This window comes from Pedobacter glucosidilyticus DSM 23534, assembly GCF_000425145.1.
Lineage (GTDB): Bacteria > Bacteroidota > Bacteroidia > Sphingobacteriales > Sphingobacteriaceae > Pseudopedobacter > Pseudopedobacter glucosidilyticus.
Window position 1 is genome coordinate 63,331 of record NZ_AULF01000023.1, and the last position, 18,971, is coordinate 82,301.

An 18,971-nucleotide genomic window follows, 5' to 3' on the forward strand; every position below is an offset into this window, starting at 1 on the left:
TCTCGAAGTTATAATATAAACTAATGCTAAGTTTTCTTCGTTTAAGATTCTTGTAAATGGTAACATCATATATGCTAAAATTCTTTTTGATAATATTAACAGGACTATTATTTACTTCATGTTCTTCTCTTTACCTGCCAAATGTACCAAATACCCCAATGTTGCGTAACAAAGGCGAGTTTAATGTAGATGGTCATATTGGTTTAAAAGGTAATATCAGTGCCAATGCAGCTTATGCGTTTTCAGATCATATAGGGATTATTTTTAGCGGAGCTTATGTAGACCAAGTTAAAGATAAAAGGGATTTTACTTCTGATTTCTTAGAGGTAGGTGCTGGCTATTTTACAACCTTTGGTGAGCAAAAAGAACGTGTTTTGGAAATTTACGGCGGTTTTGGTTTTGGTAACTCCAGAAGGGTTTATAAAGATTTAACTTTTGATGGACCTGTTGTAACAGAAATACAGGATGCATCTTTAAATAAAGCTTTTGCTCAGGTTAACTTTAGTAAAAATAAAAAGAATGATTTGAGGTTATTTGGTTCTAAATTTCCTCTAAGTTATGGTACGGCAATACGCGTAAATTATATCAGTATGAAAGATTTTACTGTTAATAACATAAACGCACCCTTAGAAAACAATGTTTTTATTGAGCCGATTTTCTTTACTAGGATGAAGGTTGGCAAGAACCTTAACTTACAATATACCAGTGGTAGTAATTTTGGCTTGATAAAAAATGAAAACCTAAAAGGAGGTTATACTACCCTAAGTTTCGGAATAGTTTATAAAATGTGAGCTACGCTTGAATAATTTTGGCAGATGGTTTGATTGGTAGATAAAATCAAATTTGGCTAAAATTAAAAATATGAACTCAAAATCTTTTTACACACTACTTATAGCTTTAACATTCTTATTCCAAACATCATGGGCACAAGAAAAAATATCTCCCTATAAAACCAAATTTAAAACAGACGCTCCTATAGTAGCGGGTTTGGTAGGTCTAAATGTTTTAGGACTTAGCATCATTAAAAATAAAGATGAGCTTACTTTGGCCGAGCTAAATGCTTTAAACAAAGAAGATGTTTTTTTCATAGACAGAGGTACCGCAGGTAATTTCTCTGATAAAGCCGATAAAGACAGTTATATTCCTTTTTACGCTTCTTTTGCGGCTGCTCCTATTATGGCATTCTTAAATAAAAATCAGCGCTCCCATACCGGGCAAGTTATGGTTTTATTTGTTGAAACTATGGCGGTTACCGGTGCAGCATTTACTTTAACAGCAGGTTTGGTAGATCGTAGTAGACCATTGGTTTACAATACTAATTTGCCTACTGCAGATCGTATAGATAAAGATGCCCAACGTTCTTTCTTTGCTGGGCATACGGCTGCAACGGCTGCTGCATCTTTTTTTGTAGCTAAAGTTTTTCAAGATTTTAATCCCGATTCTAAAGCAAAACCTTATGTTTGGGCAGCTGCCGCGGCGGTGCCTGCTACAGTAGGTTATTTAAGGCTGAAAGCGGGTAAGCACTTCCTCTCTGATAATATTTTAGGTTATGCTATAGGCGCTGGAGCAGGTATTTTAGTTCCTCAGTTGCATAAGAAAACTAATCAAACAAATTTATCGCTTACGCCAGCTATGGGTTTTAACTATCAGGGATTAAGTCTTAGATATCAATTTAAACATTGATATTTCTGAATAATTTATACTTTAGTATAGATGATTACTTTTGATACGCTCATTAAAAAATATGGTAAAATGGGCGATAAAACCGGTTGGACTTATATCGATATTCCTAAGCACATTGCTGCCGAGTTAAAACCATTTTGTAAAGTTAGTTTTAGAGTAAAAGGAGAAATAGACCATTATAAGTTTAGCGGTTTGGCGCTTTTGCCTGTTGGTGACGGAGATTATATACTACCTTTAAAACAAGCCATTAGAAAAGCAATTGCTAAAGAAAGTGGAGCTATGGTTAAGTTATCTTTAGCGGAAGATATTGATTTTAAAATAGAAATTCCGGAAGATTTAAAAGCTTGTTTAGCAGAACAAGACACGTTTACAGATCATTTTATGAAGTTAAGTAAGGCACAGCGTAACTACTTTATCAACTGGATTAACGAAGCAAAAACAGACCCTACCAGAGAAAAAAGATTGATGCAAACTGTTAAAGCTATGGAATATGAGATGGATTTTGGGGCCATGATACGTAGCCATAAAGCAAATAGAAATGAACTATAAATTATACATCGTTTTAATAAGCCTTGCTTTATTATTTAGCTGTAAACAAAGCGTAAAAACAGCGCAAATTGAGGGGAAATGGCTTTATCAAAAAGTTGAGTTTTTAAGACAAAATCCTGTTATCGTTAGAGAAGGGGAAGAACTTGAAGCCGATAAACCTTACATTATTTTTGAAAAAAGCGGTAAAGCTAAAATCATGTCTTCCGGAAAAATATTATCAGAAGGTGCATTTGTTTTAGATGGTGATATCATCCGTTATGAAGAAATATTGCCAGACGGACAAAAAAGAGCTATACCTTTTCTTATCATAGAAATTGATGAAAAGCATTTGATTTTTGAAAGTATGGATCAGGATACCAAAAGAATTACAGCTATAAAGAACTAATATTGGTCGTGTTTTTGTATTTGATACTGAAAAACATGATATGAAACCACTGAAAAATAAAATCATTACAGAAGACATTCCAGAGCAAGAACCCCTAGAAAGAGCTCCCTTTCATCCACAAGATGAAAATCAACACCAACCCACTAATAAAGAACAATGGGTTGATGATGTTAATGCAGAATTTCAGGGTAACCCACCTATTACCGGCACTTCAGAAGAATTTGACAATCCTCAAAAAGGGAAGTTAGAGGATGAATAATCAAAATATGATTTTTAGATCCAAAGCGTTATACTTCAAATTTTAAAATCATGAATCCGAAATATAAAGCTGTTATTTTTATTGCCTTGGTAGCACTCCTATCAGCTTGTGGTTTAAACAGGCAGAAAAGAGAATTAAAAGCCCTTGAAGACTGTAAATACCAGATAGTTTCTGCTGATAGTATTTATATAGCTGGATTAGCTATAAAAGAATTTTCATCAGCAGATGAAATCAATTTAGCTAAACTTCCAAGCGTTGCTCTAGGTTTTTTACGAAAAAATATTCCCTTAACAGGTAAAGTAAATCTTCAGATTAGTAATCCTACTGCAAAACAAGCATCAATAAATCAATTTGACTATATCATATTAATTAAAGACAGGGAGTTGATTTCTGGTTTAGTAGATCAGAAAATTAGTATAGCCCCAGGATCAACCATAAAAGTTCCTATTCATTTAAAGGCAAATATCTATCAGTTAGTGGCAGACCCTGAAATTCAGCAAGAAGTGTTTGATTTTTTAAATACGAATCAAGAAAGAAAAGGTTTAGTAACCATAAAAATTAAACCAACCATAACCATTGGCCATCAGCAAATCAAATATCCTGGTTACATCTCTATTGATAAAGAGCTAAGTAATCAAATACTTTTATAAGTTGGCACTATTTTTTCTTACGTCTATGGGTAATCTGAACATTTAGATTAACTCAAAAATTAGAAATAAATTAAAGAATATGAAACTAATCATCATGTCGCTTGCAGTTGCCGTAGCGGTATCTGCATGTAATAGTAACGCAAAAAACAATCAGGGTAATCAAACCTATACTTTTAAAGATTCTGTAAAAATAATTAGGGATAGCTTAAGATTAGATAGCTTTGAAAGGGCAGAACAAGCCAGAAAAGACGAAGCAAAAAGAGCAGAAGAAATAGCAGCAGCCAAAGCTGCCGCAAGAGAAGAAGTTCGTAATAGCAATTACAAATCTTCATCTTCCGTATCATCAGGAAATAATACTGTTGCTACACAACAAGAGAAAAAAGGTTGGAGCTCTGCCGCAAAAGGTGCTGTTATTGGTGCAGGTGCAGGTGCAGTAACTGGTATTTTAGTAGATAAAAAAGATGGTAGAGGTGCTGCAATAGGCGGGGTTGTTGGTGCTGGTACGGGTTACATCATCGGAAGACAAAAAGATAAACAAACAGGAAGAGCACAATAATTTTTATTCTTAAATGTTAGTTATAAAAGCAGCCTGATTTTTCGCAGGCTGCTTTTATATTTTAAACATTCCTTGGTGGAAGGTCAAAAGCAGTAGCATCATGTTCAAAATGACCTTTATGTGCACCATCACAAAAAGGTTTATTTTTAGATAATCCACATCTGCATAAAGAAATTATTTCTCTGCCCCCCAAATGATACACATTTCCGGCTTTATCTACAATTTCAAAGTCGCCTTCTACTTTTAAAGAACCATTATTATTTACAGTAAGTTTAGTTTTCGCCATAGCTATTTTTATATAAAAAGGTGTTTAAATTTCATAAATCTAAAGATTTGCTGTAAGGTAACAAAAAAGATAACCCTTACGTTGATGAAATTTAAACACCTTAAAGAAAGATTTTTATTAATGTTCTTTTATTTTTCCGATAGCACTATCTAAAGCACTTTTCATTTTATTGATGGCCCCGTCTACCGCTTTATGTAAATTTTCTGCAAAGTTGGTAACTACAACAGGTTTTAAACCTTCCACCCTTGCTTCTAATAAACAACGCTTATCATCAGCGCCTTCTTTTTGCCCATTTTCATCACTTAAATGCACTTCAACTCTAGTAATATGACCGCTAAATCTGTCTAAGCTTTCGCTTATTACACCTTTAACATATTCATTCAATCTCTCTTTACCTTCAATGTTGTTGTCTGTATTAACCTGTATAATCATAATATATAAATTTTAATTCTTAAAGATATCTAAAAGTATGCCTTTAATAGATTATATTATATAATAAGATGGTATAATTTTAGTGATATATATCATAAATCATTAATTTTCTCACAGTATAAAAACTATTTAATTTGATGATAGCTCTAACTATTCTTAGCCTATGAATGAAAAGAAAGTTTACCAAACCCTTGAGATAGCATCAGTAGCACTTCTTTTCATTATTTCTACTACCGTTATTTTATTTTTTATAGATAGTGTTGATTTGATAACTTTTAAAATCATCATTACTATTTTATTAGTTGCGGCTATTTTATTTTTTTTACTGCTTAGAAAAAGCATCAGTACAACTATACAAAATGCCAAAAATAAGTTTAAAAGTGCCGAGCATAAATTTGGACGTATCTACGATGCTAATGTATTGGGTATTTTAATATCAGATTTTAACGGCTTAATTTTAGATGCTAATGATGCTTTTTTGGATATTATTGGTTATACCAGAGAAGAATTAGAAAATGGTTTTATCCGTTGGGATCAACTAACACCTCCGGAGTTTAAGGAAGAATCTTTACACGCTTTACAGCAATTAAAAGAGCAAGGAGAGTGTGTGCCATTTGAAAAACAATATTTTCATAAAAACGGTAGTAAAGTATGGGTTTTAGTAGGTTCATCAAGATTAATAAATGATAAAAGTGGGGATGCAATTACTTATGTGATAGATATTTCTGCTAAAAAAGAAATTGATTCAAAAACCCAACAGTTTAATACTATTATCAAGCGGCAGCAAGAAGAGTTTAAATCTGTTTTCATGAATGCTCCAGCTTACATATCGATAAGAAGAGGTCCTGAGTTGAGATATACTTTTGTAAATAAAGCTATTACAGATTTTACTCAGCGTGAGGATTATTTAGGAAAAACACCTGAAGAGTTGTTTCCAGATTTATTAAGCGATGAGGATAGAGAGATTAGTGAACAAGTTTATAAAACAGGCATCGCTGCTAAAGGAAAACGCCATAGAGCCAGATATAAAAATGAAGCAGGCGAAATGGTTAATATTTATCTAGATTATTTAGTTACCCCTGTTTATGATTATGAAGGTAGTGTAGACGGTATCGCTACTTTTGGTTTTGATGTAACAGATTTGGTTTTGGCCAACCAAGAAATGGAAATAAGTAAAGACCGCTTTGCATCTATGGCTGATACAATGCCTGAGAAAGTTTGGATGACTTCTGCCAATGGTAAAGAACTTATTTATGTTAATAAACTTTGGCTAGATTATGTAGGTAAAACATCTTCAAATGGGTGGAATTGGTATGATACTGTGCATCCAGAAGATAAAGCTATTGTTCAGATACTTTGGTCGCAGGCCATGAAATACGACCAGAACTTTACCATAGAAGCTCGCTTGCAAAATACAAAAGGAGAATATCGTTGGCATTTGATTAAAGGAGTTCCGCTAAAAAATAAGGAGAATGAGGTTCTTGTTTGGGTAGGTTCTAATAGCGATATTCATGATCAAAAACAACAACTTAAGCAGTTAAAAGACAGCGAAGAATATTTCAAAACTTTAGCAGACGAAACACCTTTTATGGTTTGGAAGTCTGATGCTGAAGGTCATTTTGTTTATGTTAACAAACAATGGACAGCTTTTACAGGGCTTAGCGTAACCGAAAGTTTAGGTGAAGGATTTAGAAAGGCTATCCCGTCTTTAAACGATGAAGAGCGTAAACTAGGCTGGGCAAATGCAATAGCCACGAAACAGTCTTATCAAAATAAATTTCAGCTCAGAAGAGATGATGGTGCTTTACGATGGGTGTATGCGCAAGCAAACCCTTATGATATAGACGGGGAGTTTGCCGGATTTATTGGGAGTATTATCGATATCACAGAACAAGAATTGCTGCAACAAGCAGAAAAAGAACTATCTGCTAAAAAGGATGAATTTTTAAGCATTGCCAGTCATGAACTTAAAACACCTTTAACCAGCGTAAAAGCTTTTATCCAATTGATAGAAAAATCATTAAATAAGCATGATAAGGCTTATTCATTTGTATTGAAAGCTTCCAAAAACTTAAAAAGACTAGAAATTTTAATTGCCGATTTGCTAGACGTATCTAAAATAAATGCAGGAAAACTTACTTACCATATTAAAGAGTTTGATTTTCATCAAACACTAGAAGAAAGCATTGCCAGTATTCAAAATATATCGCCTACTCATCAAATTAATTTATTAGAATCAGCAAAGGTGAGTATTAACGGAGATAAATTTAGAATAGAACAGGTTATTTATAATTTTTTATCAAACGCTATCAAATATTCGCCCAATGCTAAAGAGGTAAGTGTAACCTCTAAAGTACATGATAAGCACTTGGTTGTGGCTGTACAAGATTATGGCATAGGTATTTCTGATCATCATATCGCACATATATCTGATCGTTATTTCAGGGTTGATAAAACAGCTATGCAATTTCAAGGTTTGGGTTTAGGTCTGTTTATCTCTAAAGAAATCATCAATAGACATGAAGGCAATTTTTGGATAGAAAGCGAGTTAGGTAAAGGCTCTACTTTTTATTTCTCTCTGCCACTAGCAGCTCAACATCCTAAAATAAATTCTTCTATCACATAAATTCTTAGTTGTTTTGTTCCTCATAACCTAGGCGTTTTGATAGAGATTTTTTCCTTTTCTTATGATATCACCCAAGTTTGGGTAATTATGCTGGTGGCATTTTTAGTTGGAATGTCTAAAACCGGTATTCATGGTACCAGTATGCTCTCTGTGCCAGTTATGGCTATCTATTTTGGAGGACAATCATCAAGTGGTATTATTTTACCCATGCTCATTATAGCTGATGTTTTTGGGGTTATATATTACCATCGCCATGCCGAGTGGTCCTATCTAAAAAAACTATTCCCTTGGGCCGCTTTAGGAATTATTTTAGGAACTTGGGTTGGTGCCTATATCAATGATGCAATTTTTAGAGCCTTTATGGCTGTAATTATTGTTTTAAGCGTTATCGTCATGATTTGGATGGAGCGAACAAATAGAGAGAAAATCCCTAAACATCCCGCTTTTGCCGCTTCTATGGGCATAGCCGGAGGTTTTACATCCATGATAGGAAATTTAGCAGGTACCGTAATGGCAGTATATTTTTTATCTATGAGGCTAAATAAAAACTCTTTTATAGGTACAACAGCATGGTTTTTCTTTGTGATAAATGTTTTTAAAGTTCCTTTCCATGTTTTTGTGTGGCATACCATCCATTGGGATGGTTTTGTATTAAACCTTTTAACCATACCTGCCATTTTACTAGGTGCTTATGTAGGGATAAGCGTTGTAAAACAATTAACCGATAAAACTTTCCGTTGGTTTATCATTGCCATTACTTTACTAGCTTCTGTACTCATGCTTTTAAAATAGTTACAAGCATTAGGTATAATTTGCTATTTTTTTTAGCTTTAGCGATGTAAATTTTAATCAAAATATTATCCATGTCTACAGAAATTAAATGTCCTAACTGCGCTCATGTTTTTCCTATGGAAGAAGCCATGACAGAGGAGTATAAGAAGGAATTGAGAGAAAAAATGCTCTCTTTTACAAAGCAAAAGGATGAGGAATTTAAGAAAAAGCTAGAAGATCTTGCTAAAGAGAAACAACAGCAGGAGCAAGCTTTTGAGCTACGCTTGCAACAAGAAAAAAAGTTATTGCAGCAAAATGTAGAAGAAAATTTACGTAAGGCAATTGCTAACGATTTTGAGAATAAACTTGCCTTATTAGAACAAAATAATAAAGAAAACGAAGAGAAATTAAAGCTTGCCCGCCAAAAGGAATTAGAGTTTTTAAAACAAGAACAAGCTTTAAAAGATAAAGAAGCAGAACTTGAAATTCAGCTACAAAGAAAGTTGCAAGAGCAGCGTCAAGAGCTTGTGGAACAAATAAGAAAACAAGAGGCAGAAAAAAATAGTGTGAAAGATACCGAGTACCAGCTTAAAGTTAGAGAATTAGAAAAGCAAATCGAGGATCAGAAGAAGCTGGCAGAAGAAATGCGTAGAAAAGCCGAGCAAGGCTCTATGCAATTGCAAGGTGAGGTTCAGGAACTTATTTTAGAAGAACTCTTAAAAAACAGTTTCCCTTTTGATATGATTTCAGAAGTAGGGAAAGGTGTTCGCGGAGCAGATTGCGTACAATTGGTACGTAATAAATTTGGGCAAGATTGTGGTAAAATCATTTATGAAAGTAAGCGCACCAAAGATTTTTCTATGGAATGGATAGAAAAACTCAAAAGAGATATGCGTAGTACTGGAGTAGATGTTGCGGTTATTGTTAGCCAAGTTTATCCAAAAGGCATGGATTGCTTTGGTGAAAGAGACGGCGTTTGGATTTGCTCTTTTGCGGAAGTTAAAGCAGTTGCTCATTTATTAAGAGATGGTATCATTAAAATAGCAGGAGTAGCCCGTTCTCAAGAAAATAAAGGAGATAAAATGCACATGTTGTATGATTATCTTACGGGGAATGAATTTGCCGAGCAATGGAAAGCCATCCGTGAAGGTTTCCTAAGCATGAAAATGAGCATCCAAAGAGAACGAGATGCTATGGAGAAATTATGGAAAGCTCGCGAAAAGCAATTGGAAAAAGTCATGTTAAACGCAGCCCACATCCATGGTTCTGTAGAAGGTATTGCCGGGACAGATAACAACCAATTTAGCTTAACAGATGATACAGAAGATTCTTTACTGATAGAGTAGGGAAGTGTTGGCTTTAAAATTGTAAATCCATAACCATGGAGGAATTAGCCAAAAAATGCTGCCAATTGTTAAAAGATAAAAAGTTAACCATAGCTTTTGCAGAAAGTGTAACCTCAGGAGCCTTATGTGCTGGTTTTGCTACCGTAGAAGGTTCTGGTGCTGTGTTTAAAGGCGGTTTAGTTTGCTATGATGGCGATTTGAAAAAGCAATATCTCGGCGTAAGCGATGCCTTGATTGAACATTATACGCCAGAATCTGCCGAGGTAACCCGGCAAATGGCCATAGGCTTAAAACACTTCATACATGCAGATATGGCTGTGGCTATTACAGGCTTATGTAGCTCAGGAGGTAGCGAGGCAACAGATAAGCCAGTAGGAACAATTTTTACTCATATTCTTTATCTGGATAAAAGTATAGCATACCGAGAGGTGTATGCAGGGGATTCATTGGCTATCATTGCTATGGCTGTTAGTCAAACCTATCAAAACATTATTCAGCTTTTGAAATCTTAATAATATTCTTTGTATCAATTGCTTAATTTCAATTAATTAATGCCCAATTCATTTAATTTTATAATTTCGCATTCGTCAACTAAAAGACACAAAACCAATTTAATGATAATATGATGATGAACAAAAATAACCCTTTCTCTCTGGAAGGTAAGGTAATTATTGTAACCGGCGCAACAGGTGTTTTAGGCGAGTCTTTTGTAAACGCTATTGCAGAAGCGGGTGGTAGCGTTGCTATTTTAGGGAGAAATGAGGCTGTAGCAAAAGAAAGAGCAGAAGCTATTAAAGCTAAAGGCGGTAAAGCTATAGCTGTAGTTGCAGATGTTTTAAATGAAGAGAGCCTTTTAAAAGCAAAAGAACAAGTTTTAGCAGCCTTTGGTAAAATAGATGGTTTAGTAAATGGTGCTGGTGGTAATATGCCCGGTGCCGTGATAGACCCATCAGCAGATATTTTTAAGTTAGATATTCCAGCCTTAAAGCAAGTTTTAGATCTTAACCTTTTTGGAAGCGTTTTACCTACACAAGTTTTTGGTGCAGAGATAGCTAAAACCGGTAACGGTAGTATCGTTAACATATCTTCTATGGCTTCACAACGTGTTATTACCAAGGTTTTAGGTTATAGCATGGCAAAAACAGCGATAGATTCTTATACCAAATGGTTTGCAGTAGAATTGGCTAATCGTTATAAAGATCAAATCAGAATGAATGCTATTGCACCAGGTTTCTTCTTAACAGAGCAAAACAGAACTTTACTAACCAAAGAAGATGGTAGCTATACAGATAGAGGAAATTTAGTTATCAAACAAACTCCGTATAAACGCTTTGGAAAAGCAGAAGAGCTAGAAGGCGCTTTAATTTGGCTGTTAAGTGATGCTTCTAAATTTGTAACAGGTACAATTGTTAATGTTGACGGTGGTTTTGCTACTTTCGGAGGGGTTTAATTTACATATTTAGTTTAAATGTCATATCAAATGTTGCCAACCATGCGTTGGTATGGTCCAAATGATCCGGTAAGCTTATCAGATATTCTACAAGCCGGATGCATGGGGGTTGTTACAGCACTTCATCATATTCCTAACGGGCAAGTTTGGACAGTTGAAGAAATCAAAAAGCGACAAGCAGAAGTACAACATGCTGGTTTGGTTTGGAACGTTGTAGAAAGCGTACCTGTATCAGAAGCTATAAAAACCCAAACAGGAGATTATTTATTGCATATAGAAAATTATAAGCAATCTCTTCAAAACTTAGCTGCTTGCGGTATTTATACGGTTACTTATAATTTTATGCCAGTTTTAGACTGGACACGTACCGATTTAGCTTTTACTGTTGCGGATGGCTCTAAAGCGTTACGTTTTGAGAAAGCGGCTTTTATTGCTTTTGATTTATTTATCCTGAGAAGGAAAGGAGCAGAGCAAGATTACACAGCCGATGATATTAATAGAGCTAAAGAGCGTTTTGCTGCTATGAGTGATGCTGATAAAGCTTTGTTAGAAAGAAATATTATTGCAGGCTTGCCCGGTAGCGAAGAGAGTTTCACGGTAGAGAAATTTCAATTAGCATTAGACCAGTATGCTGGTATCGATGCTGCTCAACTCAGAGCAAACTTAATTTTCTTCCTAAAGCAAGTGATACCCGTAGCAGAATCATGCGGTGTAAAAATGGTTATTCACCCAGATGATCCACCTTATGCGATATTAGGTTTGCCACGTGTGGTAAGTACCACTTCAGATATTCAAGCTTTGGTTGATGCTGTACCATCTTTAAGTAATGGTTTATGCTTTTGCACAGGTTCTTTTGGCGTAAGACCTGATAACGATTTACCAGCAATGGTCCGTCAGTTTGGAGAGCGTATCAACTTCCTACATTTAAGAAGTACCAGAAGAAATGAATTTGGTGATTTTTATGAGGATAACCACCTAGAAGGAGATGTAGATATGTACGCAGTAGTTGCAGAGCTTGTTCAATTAATGCAAAAAAGACAGGTAAATATTCCGATGAGGCCAGATCACGGTCATCAAATGTTAGATGATTTAACTAAGAAAACCAATCCGGGTTATTCTGCTATTGGTCGCTTACGCGGATTAGCAGAACTTAGAGGGCTAGAATTAGGGATTTCAAGAAGTATTTTATAAATCAAAAATGCCGGTTAAGCCGGCATTTTTTATGCGTTAAGCTTTTTGTTTTTCAACAAATAGATGATACTTCAAAGCCTTAAAAATTGCTTATTTGTAAATTAAATAGCTTGATAGCATGATAATCTTAAGCGGAATAACTTATACTTATCCTGATACTAAAACCATTCATTTTAAAGATTTAACCATTAAATCTGATGAGCATTGCCTTGTTTTAGGTAATTCTGGTAGTGGTAAAACAACGTTACTAAATATCTTAACAGGTTTATTAAAGCCATCTTCTGGTATAGTTAACATCAATCAACAAGATTTGTATCAACTTACAGGAAATGATTTAGACCAATGGCGAGCCAGACATTTGGGTATTGTTTTTCAGAAATCATATCTCATACCTAGTTTAACTGTTTCAGAAAATTTGCGGGTAGCACAAAAATTTGCCAAGCTTAAAGAAGATAAAAACCGTATTTTGGAAGTTTTAGAACAATTACAGATTAGCGATAAGTTAAACCATTATCCTAAACAATTAAGCGTAGGGCAATTACAAAGAGTTTCTATCGCGAGGGCAGTTTTAAATAAACCTAAATACATTATCGCAGATGAACCTACATCAAGTTTAGATGATGAAAATGCTAAAGCAGTTTTAGATCTTTTTCTAGCTCAGGCAGCTGCAAATCAGGCTGGTTTAATTATCGCCACACATGATAAAAGAGTTAAAGATTGTTTTCAAAATACTTATCAAATTTAGGTTATGACGATTGTAGGGATAAGTATCAAAGCATTAAAAGCTAAAAAGTTATCATCTTTTTTGAGTGTATTGTTGGTAGCTTTTGGTATGGCTATCATCACCACACTCATCTTAGTTTCTCATCAGCTAACGCAAAAATTAGAAAGTAATGCCGCAAATGTTGATGCAGTTGTGGGTGCCAAAGGCAGTCCTTTACAATTGATATTAAGTAGCGTTTATTTTATTGATTTCCCAACGGGCAATATTCCTTTACAGAATTTTGAAGAAATTAAGAGAAATAAAATGGTGAAAAAGGCTGTACCTATTGCTTTGGGGGATAGTTATGAAGGTTATAGGATTGTAGGTACCGAGCCATCTTTTTTACAATTGCATCAGTTACAAATAGCAGAAGGTAAACTTTGGAGTAAAAATTTTGAAGTTGTTATTGGCGCCGATGTTGCCAAAGCTAAGAATTTAAAATTAGGTGCTCTTATTTACGGCTCACATGGTTTAACCACTGGGGCAGAGGTACATGAGGAACATCCCTATCGTGTAGTAGGTATTTTAAGCAAACAAAATACTAGTGCCGACCAATTGGTGCTTACACCATTGTCTAGTATTTGGGGTATGCATCATCATGAAGAAATTATTGAAGAAGAGCAAGATATTACCTCCATCTTAATCCAATATCGCTCTCCGGTATCAACTGTTTTATTCCCTAAAATGATTAATGAGCAAACCAGTTTACAGGCAGCATCGCCAGCTATAGAAAGCGCTCGTTTATTCTCTATAGTAGGTATTGGCTTTGATGTTTTGCATTATTTTGCCATTTTGATTATGGTTATTGCTGCTGTAAGTGTTTTTGTAACCTTGTTTACATCGCTTAAAGAACGTAAATATGATTTAGCTGTGCTACGTATTTTAGGAGCTTCAAAACAACAGCTTTTTTTTATGATGCTGATTGAAGGTGTTATACTTACTTTTACCGGTGCTTTGTTAGGTTTAGCTGCTGGGCATACATTAGTAGAGATTTTAGGTAGTTTAGATGGAGCATCACAAGTTTTATTCTCTGGCTATTTATTCTTAAATGATGAATTTTATGTTTTATGGGCTGGTATTGGACTGGGTATTATAGCTGCTATCATACCAGCTATACAAGTTTACCGTTATGATATTGCCAAAATTTTAAATAATTGATGAGAAGGGTTTTATTTTTATTGTTTTTTATTGGAGTAGCTACATGCTCATCTGTTTTTGCACAAGCACCTAAACACATCCCTTTAATGAATAAATATTGGGATTTACTAAGTACCAGAACCATTAAGAAAAATGCTACAGGAAATTATGAACCATATTTTCCGCCACCTTTAATGGCTTTAAACGGAACAGTCATTAACTTACCGGGATATATCGTTCCGCTTAAAACTGCTGCTTTACACAAAACGTTTTTACTATCTGTTTTACCCATTATGCAATGTCAGTTTTGTGGCGAGGGCGATATCCCAGAAATGGTAGAGGTGATGATGGATACTCCAATAAAATTCTCCAATAAGCCTATCACCATCAAAGGGAAATTAAAAATCAATGAAAATCCTGATGGTGCAACTTTTCAATTGTTAAATGGAGTTGTTGCTAAGTAGATCATGAAAATTTAAGTTTTCTCTAAATTCATGGGGCTTTCTTCTGGTTTATCATCACCCAATAAAACGCCCCAATGTTTAAACATTTCTGAGCGGTCAAAAATAATTTTTAGTACAGCAATAATAGGTAAGGCCAAAAACATACCTGATATACCAGCAAGCGTACCACCTATAATAACGCCTAAAATAGCACTCAAAGCATTAATTTTAACTTTTGAACCTACAATCTTCGGCATTAAAATATTATTATCTAAAAACTGTACAGCAGCAATAACAACCAGAACTGTTATAACTGGCCACAACTCTTCGGATGATGTTAGCGTAAGCAAAACACCAATGATGTTACCAAATAGGGCTCCTATGTAGGGGATTAGATTTAAAAGCGCAAAAATAACCCCAATCAACAAGGCATGTTTAATACCAATGAGCATTAGAATACCACCTAGTAAAATGGTCATATAAGTTACTTGTATCAGTAAACCAATTAAATAACTTTTAATGATAGTTTCAGTTGCTTTAAGGCTTTCTTTAACTTTCTCATGGCTATCATTTCTAAACCACATGAAAATAAATCTTAGGAATAAGTTTTTATAAAACAGGAATAGATAAATATAAATAGGTAAAAGCCCAAAGAACAAGAAAAAACCAGAAACAGAGCCTACTGCGCCTGACAAAATATTACCGGCAGAGCTCAATAGTTTATTGCTTTGTTCATTAATAAAATCTATTTGTTCTTTAGATGAGATATTGAAGGTTTTATTAATCCAATAGCTTAAAGAATTTAAATGGGTGTTTACATTTTGTTTAATCTGAGGGAAATCATCAACCAGAACAGCTATTTGAGAAGATAAAAACCAAATGAGTCCTGCAATAATAATTAGTAAAGTGATGATGGGGATGATGATAGCAATAATGTCTGGAAATTTATAGTTTTTGAAGAAACGATAAACTGGTAACAGCATAATGCTGATGAAAAAGGCCATCAATAAGGGCATAATAATATCGCTACCTAAAAAGATAACAGTCATGATGAGTACTAATCCTAAAAGCTCTATGGATCTTTTAACGGTTAAAGGAATATCTTTCATTTGTAAAATATAGCTATGGTTTAGGCCTAAATTAATTTGCTGATTGTAAATTGCAAATTTTTAGGATGATCTGAATGTTTTCAAAAAAAATAATTCTGTTTTATATATTTCTGTTTAGCAATGTTTATGCCGAAGCGCAACCTCTAGAAAACTGGATGAGTTTCAGGATAGCTAAAAAACTTACCTCTAGATTTGCTATGTCGGTAGAGTATATGCCTCGTTTTACTGGTTTTTTTAATCAAGAGCAGCTTTGGTTATTAAGGCCAGATATTAAATACAATTTTAACAAAAGCTTAGAATTAGGTATTGGATACGCATATTTTGAGACATCCCAAGAAACTTTTTATAGCAAAGAAAACCGATATTATATACAAGCTAATTATAAAAGGAATATAGGACCTTTTAATACTGTTAATAGGTTAAGAATTGAGCAAAGATATTTTGATGAACACGCTAACTTAAGCTCCAACTTAAGAGTTAGATTTCAAATAAATTTGATAAAAAAATTATTAGAGCTTGATAAGAAAAATGATTTAAGCTTAATTTTTGGAGATGAAATCATGTATAACTCAAGAGAAAATGCGTTGGGTTCTCATTTTGATCAGAATAGAATCCACTTAGGGTTTCAGTTTTCTTTAAGAAAAGAGTTGAAAATTAGTCCGTTTTACCAATTTACCAAGCAAGAGTCTTTTATGGGGGAGGATAGGTTCATATCCGCGTTGAGGGTAAATACCATTTACAGTTTCTAAACTCTGGTTTGAAGCAAGAAAGACTGCCTTTTTTGGAGACAGTCTTTTTGAATGTTTATTCTTAAAAAGGATAGTTATCCTAAATAAGATTTTAAGATTTTACTTCTTGAAGTATGACGAAGTCTTTGTAAGGCTTTATCTTTAATCTGACGAACACGTTCGCGAGTTAAGTTGAATTTCTCGCCAATTTCTTCTAAAGAAAGCGGATGGTTAGTGCTTAAACCAAAGAAAAGAACAATAATTTCTCTTTCTCTTTCTGTTAAAGTTGATAAAGAACGTTTGATTTCTTCAGATAAAGACTCATCTATTAACATGCTATCCGTATCTGGGTTGTCGTTTTCCAGTACATCTAGAAGTGTATTTTCTTCTCCTTGTACAAACGGCGCATCCATAGATACATGACGACCAGAGTTACTTAGCGTATCTGAAATTTTATCAACCGTAGTTTCTAAAATATCAGCAAGCTCTTCTGGAGATGGCTCTCTTTCATATTCTTGTTCTAGTTTTGAGAACGCTTTACTAATCTTACTTAAAGAACCTACTTGGTTAAGCGGCAAACGTACAATACGTGATTGCTCTGCAATAGCTTGTAAGATTGATTGGCGAATCCACCAAACTGCATAAGAAATGAATTTGAAACCTTTAGTCTCATCAAATCTTTTTGCGGCTTTAATTAAGCCTAAATTACCCTCATTTATAAGGTCGCCAAGGGTAAGACCTTGATTTTGGTATTGTTTTGCTACGGAAACAACGAAACGTAAATTTGTCTTTGTAAGACGTTCTAGGGCTGCTTGGTCGCCCTCTCTGATTTTTTGTGCGAGGATTACTTCCTCTTCTGCTGTAATTAGATCAACTTTTCCGATTTCGTGAAGATATTTATCTAATGATTGTGATTCACGATTGGTAATGGATTGCGTAATCTTGAGTTGTCTCATCTATTTATTGTATATGCTCTATTTTTCTGAATAACGAAAGCTTGCAAAGCTAATAAAACTTTGTCTGATTTAACGTTAATTGTGTGAAAATGTTGGAGTTATTTTAGAAAAATTTTCATTAATTATTTAAATTGTTTACCACAAAAATCATTCCATCTGTACCTGGTTGTCAGATAGTGGAAAGGTTGTTTTTTATTGTAAAATATTGATAAATAAAAACTTACGAGCAATTAATTACTTAAAAATAAATTCTACTGCCAAAACCTAGTTTAAAAATGTCATGAAGTCCTAGATATTTTGAATTTTGAAATAAGCTAACAAAATAAAGTTCATTGGTGTTAAACTCACTATAAAAACTTAATTTTTTGATACCTATTGACTTGAGTGTTTTCTCTGATTTCAAGCTTAGTTCAGTACTTAAAGATACGTGTGGCCTAAAAGCTGTTGACCACCAATAGTAGCCTTTTGGATAGTTATTATCATCCCATGTCGAATCAAAATTGCTACCTGCATGATAGGATAAAAAGAAGCCAGGATTTAGTGGACTTAAGGTAATGTGCTGATTGATTTTAATATGAAATGGGCGATAAGCAAATTTTGCTGTTACAATATGTAGGCTGCCTCCTTTTGAAGCAGGTACATGACCATAATGTATATCTAGTGTACTATTCCCACTTTTATTTAAGTTATAACCAACTCCTGCACTTAAATAGCCTATACTTCCTGCGTATTGCGTAATTACAGATTTTGGTATTAACCAATGTTTGGTTTTAATCGTATCCTGTTGAGCTGTGGCTACTTTTGCCAATAAGAAAACGATAATGATATTAATACTTAATATTCTCATATTTAATAAGTTTACCGTTGACAATTTCCACATATAAAAACTCTCGGTTTACAACAGCTTCAGATACAATAAAAGGGATACTTCCTTCGAAGGGGAAATAAGCCGCATTATCGTTTTCATGAGAATGTAGTGAAACAATAGTCTTTGGATTGCTATTTAACAATTCTTCGTATGGTGTTCTTAAATTCATGTCAAAATCTCCTGATCTTGGCGGGATATGGGCTACGGAAACAATTCCTTCAACGTCATCTGTGTTTTGTAGCTCTTTTCTTATCCAGTCTAAGTCTGGTACTTTTCCATTAAAATTATATTCTCTACTATTAGTGTCATGACAGATAAATTTGATGTCTTTGTAGGTGAAGCTGAAATTAAAATCGCCAAACATTCTCTGATAAACCAATACACCATTTGCAATTAAATCATGATTGCCTACAACTCCGATATAAGGGACTTTTAATTGCTTGAAAATATCATAAATCCATTCTTTCTCTTGTAAGAGACCGAAATCAGAAATATCTCCATTAATGATTAGAAAATCTAGGTTTGGAATTTTATTGGCTACCCTTACTAAATCAACAGCTTGATCATAAGCTCTTTGAGTGTCACCACTAAGTATAAATCTTAGTGTATCTGAGGTAACTGGTTTTTGATAAAGTAACGCTAAGTTTTTATGATTTAAATTTGTGGGACTATTTTTATCAAAAGCTTGGTTAGGGCTAAATTCTAAATTATCACAAGCACTTAAAATGGCTGTAAAGAGGAGGAGTACATATAAATATTTCGGCATATATTTTTTTAGGTTTT

At 34.2% G+C, this 18,971-nt stretch carries 23 protein-coding genes; 17 read left to right on the plus strand and 6 right to left on the minus strand.

The genetic code is table 11. From position 1 onward, the window contains the following. Positions 1-56: 56 nt before the first annotated feature. The 7 genes from H510_RS0109205 to H510_RS0109235 all read left to right on the plus strand — a co-directional run bounded on the left by H510_RS0109205 (position 57) and on the right by H510_RS0109235 (position 4,082). Entirely contained in the window at positions 57-791 is a 735-nt protein-coding gene (locus H510_RS0109205) for a hypothetical protein (RefSeq protein WP_155977911.1), read from the plus strand. A gap of 70 nt (positions 792-861) precedes the next feature. Beyond that, complete coding sequence (locus tag H510_RS0109210; RefSeq protein WP_026904057.1) at positions 862-1,683, plus strand: phosphatase PAP2 family protein; 822 nt, start codon at positions 862-864, stop codon at positions 1,681-1,683. A gap of 30 nt (positions 1,684-1,713) precedes the next feature. Beyond that, entirely contained in the window at positions 1,714-2,232 is a 519-nt protein-coding gene (locus tag H510_RS0109215) for a YdeI/OmpD-associated family protein (RefSeq protein WP_026904058.1), read from the plus strand. Then, complete coding sequence (locus H510_RS0109220) at positions 2,222-2,617, plus strand: hypothetical protein (protein ID WP_026904059.1); 396 nt, start codon at positions 2,222-2,224, stop codon at positions 2,615-2,617. The genes H510_RS0109215 and H510_RS0109220 overlap by 11 nt, the downstream gene beginning before the upstream one ends. Before the next feature lie 40 nt (positions 2,618-2,657). Continuing rightward, the gene (locus tag H510_RS0109225) at positions 2,658-2,876 is read left to right on the plus strand and encodes a hypothetical protein (protein ID WP_026904060.1); all 219 of its coding nucleotides are present in this window, start codon (positions 2,658-2,660) and stop codon (positions 2,874-2,876) included. 50 nt (positions 2,877-2,926) lie between these two features. Beyond that, a complete protein-coding gene (locus H510_RS0109230) occupies positions 2,927-3,526 on the plus strand; it encodes a hypothetical protein (protein WP_026904061.1) in 600 nt (199 codons plus the stop codon). A gap of 79 nt (positions 3,527-3,605) precedes the next feature. Continuing rightward, entirely contained in the window at positions 3,606-4,082 is a 477-nt protein-coding gene (locus H510_RS0109235) for a YMGG-like glycine zipper-containing protein (protein ID WP_026904062.1), read from the plus strand. A 61-nt stretch (positions 4,083-4,143) separates the two neighbouring features. Here the strand turns inward: H510_RS0109235 and H510_RS0109240 are convergent, their stop codons facing one another. After that, positions 4,144-4,368, minus strand: a complete 225-nt coding sequence (locus H510_RS0109240; protein ID WP_026904063.1) for a CDGSH iron-sulfur domain-containing protein — start codon at positions 4,366-4,368, stop codon at positions 4,144-4,146. 117 nt (positions 4,369-4,485) lie between these two features. Next, a complete protein-coding gene (locus tag H510_RS0109245; protein ID WP_026904064.1) occupies positions 4,486-4,800 on the minus strand; it encodes an HPF/RaiA family ribosome-associated protein in 315 nt (104 codons plus the stop codon). A gap of 163 nt (positions 4,801-4,963) precedes the next feature. Between H510_RS0109245 and H510_RS19595 the strand changes: the two genes are divergently transcribed. The 9 genes from H510_RS19595 (at position 4,964) to H510_RS0109295 (ending at position 14,548) form a co-directional block, all read left to right on the plus strand. Continuing rightward, positions 4,964-7,426, plus strand: coding sequence for a PAS domain S-box protein (locus tag H510_RS19595; RefSeq protein WP_026904065.1), 2,463 nt, complete (start codon positions 4,964-4,966; stop codon positions 7,424-7,426). Between the two features lie 36 nt (positions 7,427-7,462). Then, positions 7,463-8,218 carry a sulfite exporter TauE/SafE family protein gene (locus H510_RS0109255; protein WP_026904066.1) on the plus strand — a complete coding sequence of 252 codons (756 nt, stop codon included), beginning with the start codon at positions 7,463-7,465 and terminating at the stop codon, positions 8,216-8,218. Positions 8,219-8,289: 71 nt separating this feature from the next. Continuing rightward, positions 8,290-9,543, plus strand: coding sequence for a DUF2130 domain-containing protein (locus H510_RS0109265; protein WP_026904067.1), 1,254 nt, complete (start codon positions 8,290-8,292; stop codon positions 9,541-9,543). A 35-nt stretch (positions 9,544-9,578) separates the two neighbouring features. Further along, on the plus strand, positions 9,579-10,055 hold the full coding sequence (locus H510_RS0109270; RefSeq protein ID WP_036692436.1) for a CinA family protein: 477 nt from the start codon (positions 9,579-9,581) through the stop codon (positions 10,053-10,055). 113 nt (positions 10,056-10,168) lie between these two features. Further along, positions 10,169-10,993 carry an SDR family oxidoreductase gene (locus H510_RS0109275; protein ID WP_026904069.1) on the plus strand — a complete coding sequence of 275 codons (825 nt, stop codon included), beginning with the start codon at positions 10,169-10,171 and terminating at the stop codon, positions 10,991-10,993. Positions 10,994-11,011: 18 nt separating this feature from the next. Continuing rightward, positions 11,012-12,184: a mannonate dehydratase gene (gene uxuA, locus H510_RS0109280; protein ID WP_026904070.1), complete on the plus strand. Its 1,173-nt coding sequence runs from the start codon at positions 11,012-11,014 to the stop codon at positions 12,182-12,184. A gap of 118 nt (positions 12,185-12,302) precedes the next feature. Then, the gene (locus H510_RS0109285) at positions 12,303-12,929 is read left to right on the plus strand and encodes an ABC transporter ATP-binding protein (protein WP_026904071.1); all 627 of its coding nucleotides are present in this window, start codon (positions 12,303-12,305) and stop codon (positions 12,927-12,929) included. 3 nt (positions 12,930-12,932) lie between these two features. Continuing rightward, positions 12,933-14,105, plus strand: a complete 1,173-nt coding sequence (locus H510_RS0109290; RefSeq protein WP_026904072.1) for an ABC transporter permease — start codon at positions 12,933-12,935, stop codon at positions 14,103-14,105. Then, entirely contained in the window at positions 14,105-14,548 is a 444-nt protein-coding gene (locus H510_RS0109295; protein ID WP_051291133.1) for a hypothetical protein, read from the plus strand. The genes H510_RS0109290 and H510_RS0109295 overlap by 1 nt, the downstream gene beginning before the upstream one ends. A gap of 11 nt (positions 14,549-14,559) precedes the next feature. Here H510_RS0109295 and H510_RS0109300 read toward each other — a convergent pair whose 3' ends face one another. Then, positions 14,560-15,636, minus strand: a complete 1,077-nt coding sequence (locus H510_RS0109300; RefSeq protein WP_026904074.1) for an AI-2E family transporter — start codon at positions 15,634-15,636, stop codon at positions 14,560-14,562. A gap of 74 nt (positions 15,637-15,710) precedes the next feature. Here H510_RS0109300 and H510_RS0109305 point away from each other — a divergent pair, with 74 nt between their 5' ends. Continuing rightward, positions 15,711-16,385 (plus strand): DUF2490 domain-containing protein, encoded by a 675-nt coding sequence (locus H510_RS0109305; protein ID WP_026904075.1) that lies wholly within the window; start codon positions 15,711-15,713, stop codon positions 16,383-16,385. 74 nt (positions 16,386-16,459) lie between these two features. Here the strand turns inward: H510_RS0109305 and H510_RS0109310 are convergent, their stop codons facing one another. The 3 genes from H510_RS0109310 to H510_RS0109320 form a co-directional block, all read right to left on the minus strand. After that, positions 16,460-17,320, minus strand: coding sequence for a sigma-70 family RNA polymerase sigma factor (locus H510_RS0109310; protein ID WP_026904076.1), 861 nt, complete (start codon positions 17,318-17,320; stop codon positions 16,460-16,462). A 238-nt stretch (positions 17,321-17,558) separates the two neighbouring features. Continuing rightward, entirely contained in the window at positions 17,559-18,167 is a 609-nt protein-coding gene (locus H510_RS0109315) for a hypothetical protein (RefSeq protein ID WP_051291134.1), read from the minus strand. Next, positions 18,148-18,954, minus strand: a complete 807-nt coding sequence (locus H510_RS0109320; RefSeq protein WP_026904078.1) for a metallophosphoesterase family protein — start codon at positions 18,952-18,954, stop codon at positions 18,148-18,150. Before H510_RS0109320 ends, H510_RS0109315 begins: the two co-directional genes overlap by 20 nt. Positions 18,955-18,971 lie beyond the last annotated feature (17 nt).